The organism is Umezakia ovalisporum Ak1311 (assembly GCF_029891685.1).
GTDB classification, from domain to species: Bacteria; Cyanobacteriota; Cyanobacteriia; order Cyanobacteriales; family Nostocaceae; genus Umezakia; species Umezakia ovalisporum.
In genome coordinates, this window is sequence record NZ_JANQDJ010000018.1 from 18,785 (window position 1) to 35,553 (window position 16,769).

The window sequence follows — 16,769 nt, forward strand, 5'->3', positions numbered from 1 at the left end:
TTTTGGGGCTATTGCCGACGTTAAAATTTGTGCAAATTTGCCATTTAAATAATGTTAAATAATTTGAAGGACTTGTGCCACTTTACATAGTGGAACATATGAGATTTATCTGTGTCTTTTTAATAGTGAAAATCATCATACATGAAAAATTTCCGTATTCTAAAGCACTAAAAATTCGCGCATATACTGATTAACCAAATCAGGCTTTTCTTGTTGTACCCAATGTCCACAATCGCTAATATACTTAATTTTGAAGTCATTGACATAGGTTGAGGTGTCGTAGGTGAGTTCCTTACCGAGTGCAGTATCGTTTTCGCCCCAAATCATCAATGTAGGGACAGGCAAAATGCCCCAATTTTTATGGATGAATGAATGTTTAAAAACCTGACGATAGTAGTTCAACATAGCTGTAACAGCACCAGGTTTTGCAGCAGCATTTTTATAAGCATTAAGATCTGTGGGAGTGAAAGCGCTTTTATTAAATGCTGTCCCTTGAATAAGCTTTTCAATTGCTTCATAATCTGAGAACCGAATGAGTAATTCTGGTAGCCAAGGTAGCTGAAATAAAAATACATACCAGCTGCGTAGCAACTGCTGATAGGTGCGTAAGCCTTGGGCAAATTTGGCAGGATGAGGTAGGTTGAGGATAACTAATCGCTGCACCATTTCGGGGTGAGCATAGGCAAAAGACCAAGCGATGGCAGCACCCCAATCATGTCCAACTAAAATACACTGGTGGTATCCTAATCCATGAATTACCCCCTCTACATCTTTGACAAATTCATCCATGACATAAGCTGATTGGTCTTTGGGTTTATCGCTATCATTGTAGCCACGTAAATCAATGGCGACGACTTGAAAATATTTGGCAAATTCTGGGATTTGATGCCGCCAAGAATACCAAAACTCAGGAAACCCATGTAACATTAGCATTAATGGGCCTGATCCTTGGGTGGTGTAATGCAGTTGTAGGTTGTTGGTCATAATATATTCATGTTTCCAAGAATTTTCTACTACAGACATAATTTTGTATTGTCACGGGTAAGAAGTGTATATGTTAAAGGATAGTTTTGTGTTCAAAAAGCTTTTGTGAAGGATAAGACGCGTGGAATCTCAATTACAGATTGAACAAGTCATTCAGACCCTGAAAGAGGATCTACCAACACTGTTTGAAAAAGATATTTCCTATGATATTTATACCCAGGATATCTACTTTCAAGACCCTGTAAATAAATTTAAATGGAAATTCAACTATCGCATTATATTTTGGACATTGCGATTTCACGCGTGGCTATTTTTTAGGGAAATTTACTTTGACTTGCATGAAGTATCCCAGCCAGCAAAACATACTATTTTAGCTCAATGGACAGTTCGGGGAATTTTGCGCGTCCCCTGGAAAGCACGTTTATTTTTCAATGGCTATTCGACATATAAACTTAAGCCAAACAATTTGATATACGAGCATATCGATACTTGGGATCGTCACCCAGGGGAGATTTTAAAACAGTTTTGGCAAAAGTCAGAAATATTTGAATGAGGGATATAGCCATTCCCTTGGATAGAAAGCAAAAGAGGGAGTTTGGCTCCCTCAATAAATCAGATAGTTATTTAGTTCAACTTAGGTCAAGAATTACAAACGTTCCTTTGGTAAGAAGGCAATAGGATCCGTTGCTCCCCTGCCTCCTGGGTGGACTTCAAAGTGAGTGTGTGGACCAGTGCTGAAACCAGTGCTACCCATATGTGCAATTTGTTGCCCTTGGGTCACGTATTGACCTGCTCGCACCAAAGTCCGGCTATTGTGAGCATAGCGAGTGAGAGTGCCATCGGCATGGCGAATATCCACGAGGATGCCATAACCACCTCTGTTCCAACCGGATTTTTCCACCACACCATCAGCGACGGCGTAAATAGGCGTACCAGTAGCGTTAGCAATGTCAATACCCCTGTGCATTCTTCCCCAGCGTCTACCATAGCCAGAGGTGAGTACACCTTTTGCAGGCCATATGTAGGTTGTTGAGGCGGTTGAAGGGGGAGGTATAGTTGGATCAATTGGTTTGGGCAAGTATTGGTCTACTGCTGCCAAGGGCGGTAATTGTTGTTGTAATTGTGGAGCAACCTTAGTCCCCCGCAAGTTCCCTAAATTATCCGAGATATCGGCATCATTGGAAAATGTTGTTGTTTTGTTGCCAGGGCGATTGATGTTAGTGAAAAATTCTGGATTGATTGGCTCGTTGTTACGACGAGTACGGCTTTGGGAACTAGCGGATTGACTGCCATAGTCAGGTAGCTTGAGCCTGGGAACAGCAATGGGAATTGACGTATTCTTTCGTCCTGCAGCAGATTGAGAAGGCGTGGTAGGATTTTGTTGAGTAACAGGTATCGCTATGGGAGCTTGCTCAGATTCATTAGGGACTGGCCTAATTACATTGCCAAACTTTTGTTGCCGATATTGCTCGCGTAATCTTTGGATTTCCGCTTCTGGGCTACTCATTTTAGCAATGGGCGTTGGCACAGCAGCTTTGCTGGGTTCTGTGGTTAATGGCGCAAAGGCATTCCCGGATTGCTGGTTGCGGTATTTCTCCTGCAATCTCTTTATTTCCGTTTGTAGGCTGGTTGTTTGAGCAACAGTAACTGGGGGGTTAACTTGCTCAGGTTCTGTAGCTACTGGTACAACGCCATTACGAGGTTGCTGGTTGCGGTGTTTGTCCTGTAATCTCCGGATGTCTGCACGTAAAGCCTGGAGACCTTGATGATCATCTTTTGTGGTTGCCCCTTGTTGAGCAGATTTTTGAGACTGCTGCATTTCGGCGAAGATTTTTGGTACAGGTGTATCACCGCCTTGTCCCTGAGGATTGAGACTGGTAGATTCGGTGTCTGTAGCTGTTCCAGTATTAGTTACTGGGGTGGGGATGCTCACATTGTTGTTATTCCCAGGGACTGGTAACTGTGATGAGGCAACAGGTGGATTACTTGCCTGGGGTATTGTACTAGAATAGACACCATTGGGGTTAACTAATACTGGGACTTGAATCGCTCTAGAACGGTCCAGTGGAGTAAGGGGAATAATTAGTCTTTGGCTAATTTTCAGTTGATTTGGATTGCTCAGACGATTTGCCTTAACCAGTTCCGAAAGGGAAATATTGTATCTCAGAGCGATGGCGGCTAGTGTGTCTCCGGGTTTAACTTCGTAAGTTGTATTACCCAATAGCCCCACAACTGTGGGTGCGGATGGTACTGGTATTGTTAGAGCTTCTGGGTTGGAATCATTTGTTTGTTGTTGTTTTAAACCCGATAATAAACTTTCTTGGTTGTAATTGTTGATAATTGAGGAATTTTCTACAAGAGTTTTATCGGGGCTGATTTCTCCGGCTTTTGGAATTGTTTTCGGCTGTGTAGAAGCTATGTCAGTTTTTGATAAAATTGGGGTCTCCTCAGACCGCAACTCCGCCAGACTATTTCTTAAACGGTTCGATTTTTCTTGTAAGCGACTTAGTGCAAATTGCTGCTGGGCCTTCAGTTGAGCACTGATTTTACCACTGGCTTCGGTGTTTTGCCCAGCCTGTGGTTGTTGTTCGCCTGTTAGGTGTGCAGTTGCTTTGTCAGTTTCGTTAGTAAACCTATCACCACTGGACAGTTTTCCTACTGTCTCATTTGCCTGGATTCCTGTTGACAATCCCTGTGATACTGGGGCTTGTGAATTTAAGGAACTTTTGTTAGCTGTTGTGGTGTCGGGTTGTAGTCTGGGAACAGGAACTTGTACAGATATTCCACTCGCCGCAACTTGCCATTTAGCTTCAAGCCCGGGTAACTGTGAAATTGCTGTTGGTTCGGTGATGACAGGATTTTCTGTCATACTTGCTGATAAAACTGTTTGAGTCTTCAGCATGGGAGCAAATTTCACTGTGGTGTCAGAAGCAGCAGGAATTGTTGAGGCTGGCTTTCGGCTACCTGCGGGATCTGCTGCTTGGGCTTGATCGCTTTGTCGAGTCACCAAAAGGCTGGTTGTTCCCATGGAGATAGCCAAACCAATCATGGCAGCTTGTGTACGCACCCGGCAGTTAGCCTTGGGATTAACTACAATACCTAGGTTTTCTAGGTGTTCCACTGGTGCATCATCATTGCTGGGGGTATTTTTCAGCACAGCCTTTTCTCTTTTTTTCAATGCTCGTTTCAAAGACGACCTCCTATGATCACTAGCGCTTAACTGATCTCGATTTTTCAGTCGGATACTAGTCAATGATTTAGATCACATCGAGTGATAGATCAAGATCATTTTCACCAGAGATACTTAAGCAAGATTAACTTGCTTCTCTGATTTAGACAAGTTCACACTTGTTAGCAAAATTTCAAAATTGCTGTGCTGACTTGTCCACTCGACTCCTACACACCATAGAACGTTTGCTTTTGACAGTTGTCTTCACCATTGGTGTAACCCTTGCTTGGACTGATGAACAATTATATATTCACAAAGCCCATTGTGGGTGTTGCCAACACAGTGGTTTCGATTTTTGGCAAAGCTATGCTCTTTGTTGTAGATATCTTCAAGGTTTTTCTACTCGATCCGCCTTTTTAAAACCAAACTTTAGGTTGATTCATCGCTAAAAATCAACCGTACAAACTTATAAATACTTTTGTCCTCATGGAAATTACTTATTCAACAAAAATAACTCAAATACATAACTACAAAAGGTTTCACCCCTTTTTCTTCCCCTCGTCACAAGGGCTTTAATTCAGCAAAATCTATCATGCAAATTCCGTATTTTCTCAATTTTTATATATAAATTTCTTATATTAACCCACTGGTTTGTGTGAGTATTTATAACTAAAGTGACTGAAAATAGCTCTTTGCGTACCCAGAGTATCTTTTTATCAAATCACACTCTGGGAATATATTTAGGTTTTTTTAAGTGTTTTTACGTCGTTAATTTTGTATTGATGATTACAGTAAATAACCCAGCTGACGATGGGATTCAAACAAACTTACGGCTACACTTACCGAAAGATTCAAGCTGCGAACATGAGGCTCTGCCATAGGAATATAAAGTGTAGCGTCACAATTTGACAAAATTGCTGATGGTAAGCCTGTAGTTTCACTACCAAAAAGCAACCAATCATCGACTTGAAATTGAAAGCTGACGTAATTAAAGTTACCTCTGACAGTGAAGCCTAAGCATCTACCTCCACGTTCTTGATGTATGGCTTTAAAGGCTTCTAGGGATTCGTGATGGTGCAGTTTGACGTAAGGCCAGTAATCTAAACCAGCTCTTTTGAGGTAGCGATCGCTGATTTCAAAGCCCAAAGGTGCTACTAAGTGTAATTCTGTACCCGTAGCGGCGCAACTACGGGCAATATTGCCTGTGTTTTGGGGTATTTGTGGATGAACTAAAACGACCTGGGGCATTGTCTGTGGAAGTAAATTTTGTCCTAATTTATACTTTAATTTTGCTAATCTCTCATGAGATAGGGTCCATTCATAGGTTTTGCTAATTAATCTCAAGTAAAACTGAGAGATTAAATTTTTAAAACAAAAGATAAACTTTGCCAAAACCTGATGTGGGAAATATGGTTCTGGGAAGGAAAAGAATTTTTGGGTACTCTCGCCAAATCTACCTTTAGGATGATAACTGCACATTTAAGCCCATAGAGGCGAACAAAGTTTATTTTCTAGTTCAATCTCACGTTCTTGAGTGGCAATAATTGCTTGGGTGAGGACACGCTGAGAGTCAAAACCGACTGCGTGGAGTTGCAACCACTGCTGGGCTTCGTTACCTTCGCGGAGAATTTTCTGCAAAGGAGAAAGGAAACAGTTAAAACCCTGTTGTTTAGCCATTGGTAAAACTTCTTGATATAGTTCAGTGATCCAGTCTCTGGCGAGGATGGGTCTACCATCTTGCCAATGCTGTAATTGAGCATCGAGACTAGCCTGAGCTGCGGCTGCTTCGTTCTTGGTAGTGAGAGAAATCAGTTCTTCAGGTGAGAAGGTACTTTGGGTTAACGGATCCAGTTCTCGGTTATCCAACAACTGTAACAAACGCGCTTCCAGGAAAGCAGCAATTGCTAATAAAGCAATGGGATCGGTAACTAGGTCACAAATTCGTAATTCCAGGCGATTGAGGTCATGAGGACGGCCATCGCCATTGGGTCGTACTGATGTCCACAAATGGCGTACATTTTGCATGGTTCCAGTGGCAATTTGTGCTTCTACCCATTGAATATGATGGGCATGGCTTGTAAATAAAGGCACATGGGCGGGGGTTTGGGGAAACACAGCCCAACGAGTGGAATGATAACCAGTAGCATTGCCATCCAGGAAGGGAGATGAAGCGCTCAAAGCCAGAAATAAAGGGGCTTCTAAACGAATCAGCCGACAAGCGCGGATTAATTCTTCTGGGTCACTGATGCCGATGTTAATATGAACACTGGCAGTAACTACCTTCGTACCGTAGGTATTTTCGATGTAGTGGTGATACTGGTTATTGGGGTTGGAACGAAAAAAGCGATGGCTTCCACCCAAAGACAAAGTACTGCCAGGAATGAGAGTGTAATTGCCCAAACTCTGGAGGTAGGTGCGTAACTTGCGCCGGGGACGTAGTAAAGCACACAATAAGTCTTCATAGTTATTCAATGGCTGGGTTGTGTATTCCACATTGCGGCTATCAGGTTCCCGCACAAATCCATCCAAAGAGGCCACAATTTTGTCCGAGAGACCGACTATTTCGCCTTGAGGCGTACCAGTATACATCTCAATCTCAAAGCCTTTTAATAGAACCACTTTGTTCTCCTCGTCCCTCTTAATCTAAAAATTGTATCGAATTAGACGAATTTCTGCATCTACATTTAAGTTAACTTAAAACTCGCAATTATTAAGAAAATATGCTGAAAACCCTTGAAGTTAAGTTTTGGATCTGGGGAAAAACTTAGCCATGGCTATAATTCGCCATTTATTCTCGTTGCAAACATCACAGATGATTTGTTGAAGTCCTTTGAATCATCCTCCTGAGCAATATTGAGACGCAAAAATTCTGCCCACACTTCATCACTGAGTAATTTTAAAGCGGTTTCCGGGTGATGAGATGCTATGGCGGTCATAACTTTGCGCCACCCCTGCTGCAATGACTCTATAAAAGCTTCCTCCCCGGAAAACTGACTCAGCAGAGAAAGTGCAGTGGGCAAAATTACTAAATTATCTAGTATTTTTGTTGACATTAAATCTTGGAGTAGAACATTCAGCCATAGTGGGAGAATTTCCAGCCAGTTGCTTTGTTGTATTTCTCTGAGTGGGACATTTTGCATACCCAAGGCGGCCCACACACACATAGATTCCGCAGCAACTTGAGCATCACGGGTTTCTAAAGCAAGGTTCCAGCGTTTTTGTGCATAACTTTGGCAACGATGAGCCAGAAATTGATATGCTTCCTCGACTTGCTGGGGAATAGTGACTTTATACACTGACTCACCTTGTGGTAAATATTCGCCACCACAGCAAACCCAGTCATAAAATCCAAACAAATGAATTTCTCGATCAACTATCACTTCTTTGACATGAGAATCTCCCAACCAAAAGAACTGTACAGATGGTAAACCATGAGGTGTTTTTATGGCACGCAATTTTTTTTCTACTGCTGGTGATATGGAAAGTTCTGCATCTGCTTGTTGAGAAATTCCATAGCCAATTAAAATCCACACTCCACCATTAGCCAATTTTTGCAACAGAGTCAAAAATTCTTGATTGATAACAGCTTGACTCAACCAAGGAAAGTAGATGATAATTTGACGTTTAGCAGACTTTAAAACTTCTTCAAAAGTTCCAATAATTTCTCCATCCCGTAACTTGAAGGCTGGGTTAATAACTTTTGCCAATGTAGATTCTATGGCTATATTTTTATGATTAAGAGTAGATTCACGCTCAATATTAATGGCTTCATTGGACAATTTGCATAAAGCTTGCCAAGGTATTTTACCTTTACCTTGGAGCACTTCCATCCATTTTGATGCTGATTCTAAAATTTTCTTACCGCTTCTGATTTGGATACGTAATTTATCTTCCACAGCATCAAAAGTGACAAATAAATATATATTTTTCCAAATTACTTGCGGAGGGGCTAAAGCTTTGCACTTAGTCACAATTTTACCTAATTCTGGGACATGAAAATCTAAACCTGACAATTGAATACATTTTTGAATTTTCTCAATTTCCAAAGCAGAGATATCGTTAATTTTACGAGCAATTTTGATAAATTCTGCTAAATCAGGTAGATGTAAGGATACATTATCTAATGGTTCACTATAAAATATAAGCTTTCCATCTAAAGCGTTGGCAACAGCATATATTTGTATAGAGTATGGAGGTTGTGGTACAGAACCTTTGGCGTAGAAATCACGCCCTTGATTTGTAACTGTAATGGGTGATGTTGTTGATAAAGTTTGTAACGCTTGTAGATTGGCGGTGGTACTGCGGACAAATATAGGATCAAGACCCAATACAGATGCTAATTCATCTTCTGTTGGTGGAGGTGAAAATTCAATTCCAGCACGGATAATAAATTCTTCAAGTAAATTAAATTTACGTGGTTCTTGAATAGATATTTCCACAGGAGTTTGAAGTAAACTATAGCGAAATTCCCGTGCAGCTAAAACTGATAAATGAGGATTTTGGGCTGTAATTTCTTCTGCTAAATTTATAAGTTTTTCGTCAATAGGTTTAGACGCAAAAGCGAGAAACATCAACAAAACCTCCTTGACTATTAACAATACGAGAAATTTCTAAATACATACTTCCAACTTCTCCTCCCTGGCGAGTAAATAAATCATGACAACCCACAATTACCAGTAATTCTTGGGCGCGAGAGAAAGCCACATTTACCCGTTCTGGTTTCTTAGCAAATCCAACATCGCCTTGATGATTGTTACGAACCATACTAACAATTACCACTGGGCGTTCCATCCCCTGAAATCTATCAACTGTACCGGTGCGAATATCCAAGGAAGGAAAAAGTTGAGGTTGTAAACGTTCATCAATTTTTCTGAGTTGTGCGTTGTAGAATGTAATTACTGCAATCTCTTTTTTTGCTGCTCCATTGGCAATTTGATTAGTCCAAGTATTCTCAAATTGCTGACACAGGCGTTCAATTACATCAATTTCCCAAGGATTAGAAAAGGAAGTATTTTCTCGTTGTTCTTCAAATTCTTCCTCTCTGGGCATTTTTACCCAGATAAGATGTTGATGTTGTTGGATAATTTCGCTGGTCAAATTATGGGCGCGTTGGGTGTCAGGTGATAAAAGTCCACATTCTAGTTTACCGTGATAAAATTGGTTGATTGCTCCCATAATAAAGGGGTGCATTCTATATTGTATATTCAGCATTTGTTTGATGCTTTGATCAGCAGCTTCAAATTGAATTTTAAATAATGATTCTTCTAAAAATCGCAGTTCTGATTTTGTACTACCAAGTGATTGGGCAACTTCTTCAATTGTGCTATTATCGAGCATGGGTGGTAATTGTCGATGATCACCTACCATGACTAATTTTTTGCCTTTCAAAGCTGGGATAAGTAACTCTGGTGGAGTACATTTACTGACTTCATCAATGATCACTACATCAAAGGCTGTAAATTCTTGAGAAAAATTGTAATTTGCAGCTTGTACACAAGTAATACCAACGACATTAGCATTATCTAAATAAATGCGTTTTAAATCGCTGCGATCGCCATCTGATGGATTTTTGACTTTAGCAATCCAATCTTTGATAAAATCGTGATAGCGCTGGAGGTAACTTTCTTCATCAGTTAGTTGGTTTTGCCAAGCATCAAATTTGGTTTTGATGTGGTGTAAAAATTCTAGATTAAATATGTCTATATTAATTTCTTCTGGCTGGAATTGAGTGGAGATAGTTGTCCATAATTTTTGCCACCAATTTCTGGCTAAGATTAAATCTTCCTTTGGCTGTATGTGTGGTTGATGAGCTATTTTTTTTAATTGGGTTTCAATTTTTTGCAGTTGCTGTTTGGCAACTCTATTTTCTTGTTCTATAACTATTAGTTGATTATCTACGCATTTTTTGATAATTTCTAGCACTGGAAAAGGTGTAATTGTAGGAATTAAAGCTTCTAATTTGCTAATATAACTCATCCCAGAATTCACTTGAGTTGCAAATTCTTGGTATTCTTCCCAGGTTTTTGATTGGTTTGTGAGATATTCTGCAACTAAAGCGCGTAATTTATCAGGGACATTTTCCTGGTGATGAAGTAATTGCAAAATATTGATTACTTGTTCAAAGAGGGAATTAGTTACGCTAATTTGACATGAAGTAGTAGATATTTGTTGTTCCAGTTCACTTAATTGCTGTTGAAAAGACTGAAGATGCTTTTCTGTTTGAGCCTTGACTTGCGCCATACATTGACGTGCATTTGTGAGGATAGTGGCGAGTAAATCTTCACTCACATATTTGAGGGTAGAGTCTAGGTTATTGAATTCCCAGGCTTTACCATACCCTTGTTCCATTCTCAACAAAAACAACTGGGTGTTTTCCACCAATAGTTTTCGCTGATTTAGATTCAAGAGTTGATAATTATTAAACTCTTCATGAATTTTACGCCATTGGGTGCGATCGCTCGCTGATAGCACAACAGGAATCTGACTAAAATTTTGCTCTAAAAAGTAGCTAAAATTATGCTGTTTACCTTTTCTATCAACAAAACCCCCCTCTGTTTCGTAAGTCAAAGCTTTGTGTAAAAGTTGCCAATCTGGTAAATTAATCTGATATTTTTTAGGTAATATAGTCAATTTTAGTTGATCAGCAAACATCAACAAGCCCAGTGGCAATTGCAGCATATCTTCTGTTAATGTTTGTCCAGATTGCTGACATTCTTTGATTATTTGATATAATAACAGAGGTGCTGTAAACTTCCATTCTTTAATAGCTGCAATCACATAATCAATTTCGCGTTTCCGGTTTTGCCAACCTTGAATTGTTTGCTGTAAAGTTTGGCGTTCGCTGATGAATTCCTGCTTATATATTTCTGGTTGAGGTTTGTGTAAATTTTGTTGGCTAGTTAATGCTACTTCTGCAAATTTCGACATTGCCAAAATAGCATCTTGGGCGTAACGGAATGCTATTTTAAAATCAGGAATTTTATCAGCTACGGTTTTGTATAACCAAACTGCTAACCCAAATGTACCATAACCGGGATGCATTAAACCCAATTCATCAGTGCAATTGATAGCTTGACGAACGTTTGTCAAAAAATCTTGAATCAAAATATTACCGTCTATATCTGACTGAAGATACGGTAAACAGTTTTTCAACTCTGGCGCTTCCCAATTGATATTGGGGGCGTTTTCAGTGAGATAATCTAACCCTAATTTGATAGAGTCAACCTGATTTTTTTTGGCTAAATTTTTCTGATAAATAGCTGTTTGAATTTCACAGGTTGCGGCTAAACTTTCCTTTTCTTCACAGAGTTGATTTTGTTTTTCATTTAGCAATTCTTCTAGCTTTAAATAATCTGTAAATCGTGGTAATGCAGACAATAATTTTCTCAAAAACTGCACATTTTTGAGGCGTTTATCAAGAGTATTTTCACAGTCAGCAGCAGTATTTTTCAACCATCTATTAATTACTTGGTCTTCTAAAAATGGCTGTCCTTCTTCCCCCACTCTTTCGGCGCGTCCTTTGCGTACGGCCCGGATGACTGGGTTGTGAACTAATCGACTCAAAGCATTATCCACAGCTAGATTAGCTTGAGAAGCGATTAGAGTACGTCCGCCCCGCAAAGCTATTTGATAGCAAATTTCTGCAATTACGGTGGTTTTACCAGTACCCGGCGGACCTTGGATAAGAACTAAATCTTCAGATGCTAATACCTTTTCTACTGCTGCTTTTTGACCATTATTAGCAGAAGATAATAGCAAATCATCTCCTTGAAGTTTTACATTTTTTTTGCTGCACCTGGCCTGGGAAGCGTCGAATAAGAAATTACCCAAGTAAGGATTTTGAGTTTGTCCTTGCTTTAATTGTTCTAAGGCTTCTTTCTTGCGCCGCACTTGTTGAATGTCACCAGCCGCATCAAAAAATAAAAATCCCTTCATTGGGGGCTGATAACGTTGGGTAGCGATATATTCAGCTAATTCGCGTTCTAGTTTAACTTTGAGGAAACAATTTTTAGGATCAACTTTTTCAATGGAACCCAGGTGAGGAATTTTATGAGTTAGTTTTGCTATGGGAACAGTTTCCGAAAGCTTCACTTCTTGGTTTTGAGAACGTTTAACTCTTTCCCAGAAATTAGCTACACGCAAATAATTTTCTGGAGAACCATCCAGAGTGGCTGAGGTAACATCTATTTCGAAGGTAATATATTTACTATTGCTGCTATAATGATTACCAACAAAAGCCACACAAAACTGACGTGCTTTAGCTATATTTTCCTCAACTTGTAAAAAAGCTTTCCAAGCTTGCAACTGGTCTTCCGTGGGTATATGGTCACCACAAACAGGCATATTTGCCATACGGTTTAATGCTGCTTGAGGAATACTTAAACGATGTCTATCATAAGGTAGCAAACGCAAGGTAAACGGGACAGAATAACCATCAGCGTGTCCCCGTGAAGTTTGTAGTAAGCGAGTTGACAAAATTTTTAAACCGCCACATCCATCTTCTTGTATGGCGGCGATGAAGCCTAAAGTTTTGCCTTGCTTTTGTAGTTTTGCAGGTGGGGGAAACTCATGTTTATCCGTTGCAATTGTTAAGTGCCAAATTTCTTCATCTGGATTTTTTCCCGCACCTTGACGGCGCACATAAAACAGATAAGGTTCATCACCCAATAACTCTAGTATGTCATCTTTAACCACTGCTTTAACGCATTGATAGCTCCAGGTTTGTGAATGGCAATTTTTAGGAAAAGTTGGCATGGATAGTCTGAAAATTCCTGATATTGAGTGAAATAATCAAATTTATGTGGGGAAAAAAATTTCCTCAAAGTTTAGCTAACTTCCTTATGTCCTTGACGGTTCCTTCTCTCCCCAGCTTCACCAACAGGAGATATTCGTAATTTATAACCTATATTGATGATAAACCTGACTGGCGGCTCGATGCAGCAAAGAATGTCGCCAAACAAGAGAGTTCATATCATCCGCGTAACCGCCACCAATAACGCAGGCCACAGGATAACCATCACCCACACAAGTACTTAAAACCTGCATTTCTCGACGAAAAATACCACTATCACTCAAAGCCAATTTTCCCAAGCGATCGCCTATGTGAGTATCAACACCTGCGTCGTATAATACTAAATCGGGTTGGACATCACATAGTAAATCTGGTAGATAATTCGCCAAAATTTGCAAATAAGCATCATCTTCCATTCCTACCGCCAGGGGAACATCCAAATCACTTGTTTGTTTCGTACTGGGAAAATTAACTTCACAGTGCATGGAGAAAGTAAATACACTCTGGTCTTTTTGGAATATAAAAGCTGTACCATCTCCTTGATGTACATCTAAATCGACAATGAGAATTTTCTGCACAAGTCCCAGTTTTTGTAACACTCGGCAAGCGATGGCTAAATCGTTGAAAATACAAAAACCAGATCCATAACCAGGAAAAGCATGATGAGTACCACCAGCAGTGTTACAAGCTAAACCTTGACTAAGTGCGAGCTGAGCAGTGAGTATTGTACCACCAACCGCTACACAAGTACGATTGACTAGTTCTGGACTCCAAGGTAGGCCAATACGACGCTGTGCTTTGGGTTCTAGTGTTCCTTCATAGTAGGCTTGAACGTATTCTGGAGTATGAACCAACTCAATTAAATCTCGGGTTGCGCCTTGTGGTGTGTGAAATTGTTTTGGTTGTGCTACACCGTCCTTTAACAGCAATTCATAGAGTTGTGGGAACTTGGACATCGGGAAGCGATGCCCTGGGGGAAGTGGTGCAATATAATCTGGGTGATAAATAATTGGTAATTCCATAATCTTTATTTTCCACCATAGCTTGAGACAAAATATACTTAATTAATCAATTACCCCTAAGTTAGAGAGTGAAGACTGGAATTGGGGAAAGAAGGTAACTCAACAAGGTAAAATTTAGCAATGATGGCATCAGTAATAAAAATGCATGAAATTATCTTTTAGCCAAAACTGAAATTAAGAATTAATCATGCACCAATGGATTGTACCAATAGCATTTATTATAGTTGGCTTATGTTTGGGGTTAATTGGTGAAAAAGTTATCTTCAAAAAGCTGAGAAAATTTGTTGTTGATCAACAGATACCCGGTGGTGAAATTATATTCCACGCTTTACATCGCATGACCTTTTTTTGGTTTTTGCTAGCAGGGTTTTCCGGGGCTTTTTTTTATTCTTCTGTGGATATCAATGATGATATTAAAAATCTGCTGAGAAAAAAAATCACCATTTTGTTTGTCTTTTCAGTGACGTTAGTGTTAGCTAGATTAACTGCTGGATTTGTGAATTTATTGATTGAGAGAACGGAAGGAGTATCGGCATCATTAATTTCAAACTTAGCCAAAATTGGCATTTTTATTTTAGGAACATTGATTATCTTGCAAACTGTTGGTGTACAGATTACACCAATAATTACAACTTTAGGTATTGGTGGTTTAGCAGTTGGTTTGGCGCTGCAAGATACATTGGCAAATTTATTTTCTGGTTTTTATCTGATTATTTCAAAGCAAGTGCGAACTGGGGATTATCTCAAATTAGATAATGAATATGAAGGTTACGTTACAGATATCAATTGGCGCAATACAACTATTAAAGAAATTAAAAATAATGTGATTATTGTGCCTAATTCTAAGTTAGCATCAGCGATTTTTACTAACTATCACCTGCCTGGTAAGAGTATTACTTTAACTATGGATGTGGGTGTTGGTTACGATAGTGATTTAGAACAAGTAGAAAGAGTAACTGTAGAAGTAGCCAAAGAAGTCATGGAAGAAATTGCCCCAGAATTAATGGACAATGAACCTAATATTAGATTTCATACCTTTAATGATTTTAGTATAGATTTTAAACTATATATGCGCGTAAATGAGTATTTTGACCAGCGCATTGCTAAACACTTATTTATTAAGAAATTGCATAAACGCTATCAACAAGAAGGAATCCAAATTCCCTTTCCCATCAGAGAGGTTTATGTGCATAAGGTTGGGTCTGAAAATTCAGGTTTTGATTTAAATTAATTTCCCCACAAATGGTCGCATCAAAAGTCAATCTCCCTGAGCAGACTATAGCCATAGGCTCAGATACCCGACTTACTAAACAAGTCGGGTATTTTCATGTTGCTAATTTATTTAGGATTGCTATTTTTGGCAACCATCAAATAGGAATCTTGTAAGTTTGTGTGAAATCAAAGTTTTGCCCTTTTGATCAATACAATTTCTGTCGTTGACGAAAATTTGCTACCGATTCTACTAGGCCTAAACCAATAAAATTAGTCAGCATCGCTGAACGACCGTAACTCATCCATGGTAAAGGAATTCCCGCTACAGGAGCTAAACCAACGGTCATACCCACATTAACAATGAGCTGAAACACAATTATTGACAAAAAACCAACAGCCAACAATGAGCCAAAGTTATCTTTGGCAGTTTGAGCTATACGCAATAGGCGAAAGCAAATCAAGCAGAAAATAAATAGCACTACTAAACAACCAACAAAACCAAATTCTTCGCCCACTGCGGAGAAAATAAAATCTGTATGTTGTTCGGGGACAAAATTGAGTTGTGTCATTGGTCCTTTGAACAAACCCCATCCCCAAATTTCACCAGCGCCTATGGCAATGCGAGATTGATGTTGGTGATAACCCACACCTAGAATGTCATATCCAGGTTTGAGAAATACAGTCAAGCGGTCTTTTTGATAGTCTCTTAAGATATGGTTCCAGGCAAAGACTCCTAATTCACCACCTAAGAAGTTGAGAGCTGATGCACCAATACCACTGAGTGCAAATTTATCCCAGGGGAGAGTTTGCCAACCCAAAATACCCATAGCCACCACCCAAACTAACCCTAAAAAGCTGAAGGATATGTCAGGAGATAAAACTATCGGCTCGGACAAAGGCCAACTTATACTAAAGAGAATGGCTGAAAGTACTGGGGAAATCATAAGTATCAGCCAGCCAGGATGGGCATTTGCCCAGTACAACATTCCTAAGACCACCGCACCAAATACCAAGGATGTTGCCAAATCCGGCTGTAAAAATACCAATGCCCAGGGAATAGCAGTGATTGCCAAAGCCCGAAATACAGTTTTTAATTGGCAAGCTGTGCGCTGATGTAACACAGCTGCTAAGGTGATAATGACCCCGATTTTGGCAAATTCTGAAGGCTGGACATTAAAACCGCCGATGGCAATCCATCGTTGCGCCCCTTTGGCGCTAGTGCCAATGATCATTACCGCAATCAGGCTGAGGTTTGTCAAAGCGTATATTACCCAATGCCAGTCAATCAGACGTTCATAACGGCTACGAGCCAAAAACAAAGCGATGACAACGCCGATTCCAGCCACAAGCCAGTGCGCCCACCAGTCAGATACTGGTTGCCTGAGTTCCGTACTCATGATCATCAGTCCACCAAACGCACTAACACCAGCAGTGAGAGACAATAGCAGCCAATCTATTTGTAGCCAAGGTTTTAACCAATGCTTCCAGGGCATTTTGGGGCGCGAAGGTTTTAACAACATTGTCCAATGTGAGACTGTAAATTTACCGAATACTTTTGATCTGTATTCCCAGATTATGACCCAGGAATCAG

Annotated in this window: 10 protein-coding genes; 2 read left to right on the plus strand and 8 right to left on the minus strand. The window is 39.8% G+C overall.

Going from position 1 to position 16,769, the window contains the following annotated elements:
- Positions 1-159: 159 nt before the first annotated feature.
- Positions 160-1,023, minus strand: a complete 864-nt coding sequence (locus NWP25_RS02845; RefSeq protein ID WP_280656968.1) for an alpha/beta fold hydrolase — start codon at positions 1,021-1,023, stop codon at positions 160-162.
- A gap of 82 nt (positions 1,024-1,105) precedes the next feature.
- On the opposite strand from NWP25_RS02845, the gene NWP25_RS02850 reads away from it, so the two are divergent.
- A complete protein-coding gene (locus NWP25_RS02850; protein ID WP_280650753.1) occupies positions 1,106-1,537 on the plus strand; it encodes a DUF2358 domain-containing protein in 432 nt (143 codons plus the stop codon).
- A gap of 93 nt (positions 1,538-1,630) precedes the next feature.
- On the opposite strand, the gene NWP25_RS02855 is transcribed toward NWP25_RS02850, so the two are convergent.
- The 6 genes from NWP25_RS02855 to NWP25_RS02880 all read right to left on the minus strand — a co-directional run bounded on the left by NWP25_RS02855 (position 1,631) and on the right by NWP25_RS02880 (position 13,966).
- Complete coding sequence (locus NWP25_RS02855) at positions 1,631-4,174, minus strand: peptidoglycan DD-metalloendopeptidase family protein (RefSeq protein ID WP_280698850.1); 2,544 nt, start codon at positions 4,172-4,174, stop codon at positions 1,631-1,633.
- Positions 4,175-4,939: 765 nt separating this feature from the next.
- The gene (locus NWP25_RS02860; protein ID WP_280650751.1) at positions 4,940-5,401 is read right to left on the minus strand and encodes a tRNA (cytidine(34)-2'-O)-methyltransferase; all 462 of its coding nucleotides are present in this window, start codon (positions 5,399-5,401) and stop codon (positions 4,940-4,942) included.
- 231 nt (positions 5,402-5,632) lie between these two features.
- Positions 5,633-6,772: a glutamate--cysteine ligase gene (gene gshA / locus NWP25_RS02865; RefSeq protein ID WP_280650750.1), complete on the minus strand. Its 1,140-nt coding sequence runs from the start codon at positions 6,770-6,772 to the stop codon at positions 5,633-5,635.
- 155 nt (positions 6,773-6,927) lie between these two features.
- The gene (locus NWP25_RS02870) at positions 6,928-8,724 is read right to left on the minus strand and encodes a phospholipase D-like domain-containing protein (protein WP_280698851.1); all 1,797 of its coding nucleotides are present in this window, start codon (positions 8,722-8,724) and stop codon (positions 6,928-6,930) included.
- Positions 8,702-12,907: an AAA domain-containing protein gene (locus NWP25_RS02875; protein WP_280698853.1), complete on the minus strand. Its 4,206-nt coding sequence runs from the start codon at positions 12,905-12,907 to the stop codon at positions 8,702-8,704. Before NWP25_RS02875 ends, NWP25_RS02870 begins: the two co-directional genes overlap by 23 nt.
- A gap of 141 nt (positions 12,908-13,048) precedes the next feature.
- Positions 13,049-13,966, minus strand: a complete 918-nt coding sequence (locus NWP25_RS02880) for a histone deacetylase family protein (protein WP_280650747.1) — start codon at positions 13,964-13,966, stop codon at positions 13,049-13,051.
- A gap of 187 nt (positions 13,967-14,153) precedes the next feature.
- Between NWP25_RS02880 and NWP25_RS02885 the strand changes: the two genes are divergently transcribed.
- The gene (locus NWP25_RS02885; protein ID WP_280650746.1) at positions 14,154-15,197 is read left to right on the plus strand and encodes a mechanosensitive ion channel family protein; all 1,044 of its coding nucleotides are present in this window, start codon (positions 14,154-14,156) and stop codon (positions 15,195-15,197) included.
- A 187-nt stretch (positions 15,198-15,384) separates the two neighbouring features.
- Here the strand turns inward: NWP25_RS02885 and rodA are convergent, their stop codons facing one another.
- Positions 15,385-16,698: a rod shape-determining protein RodA gene (gene rodA, locus NWP25_RS02890; protein ID WP_280698855.1), complete on the minus strand. Its 1,314-nt coding sequence runs from the start codon at positions 16,696-16,698 to the stop codon at positions 15,385-15,387.
- Positions 16,699-16,769: the final 71 nt, after the last annotated feature.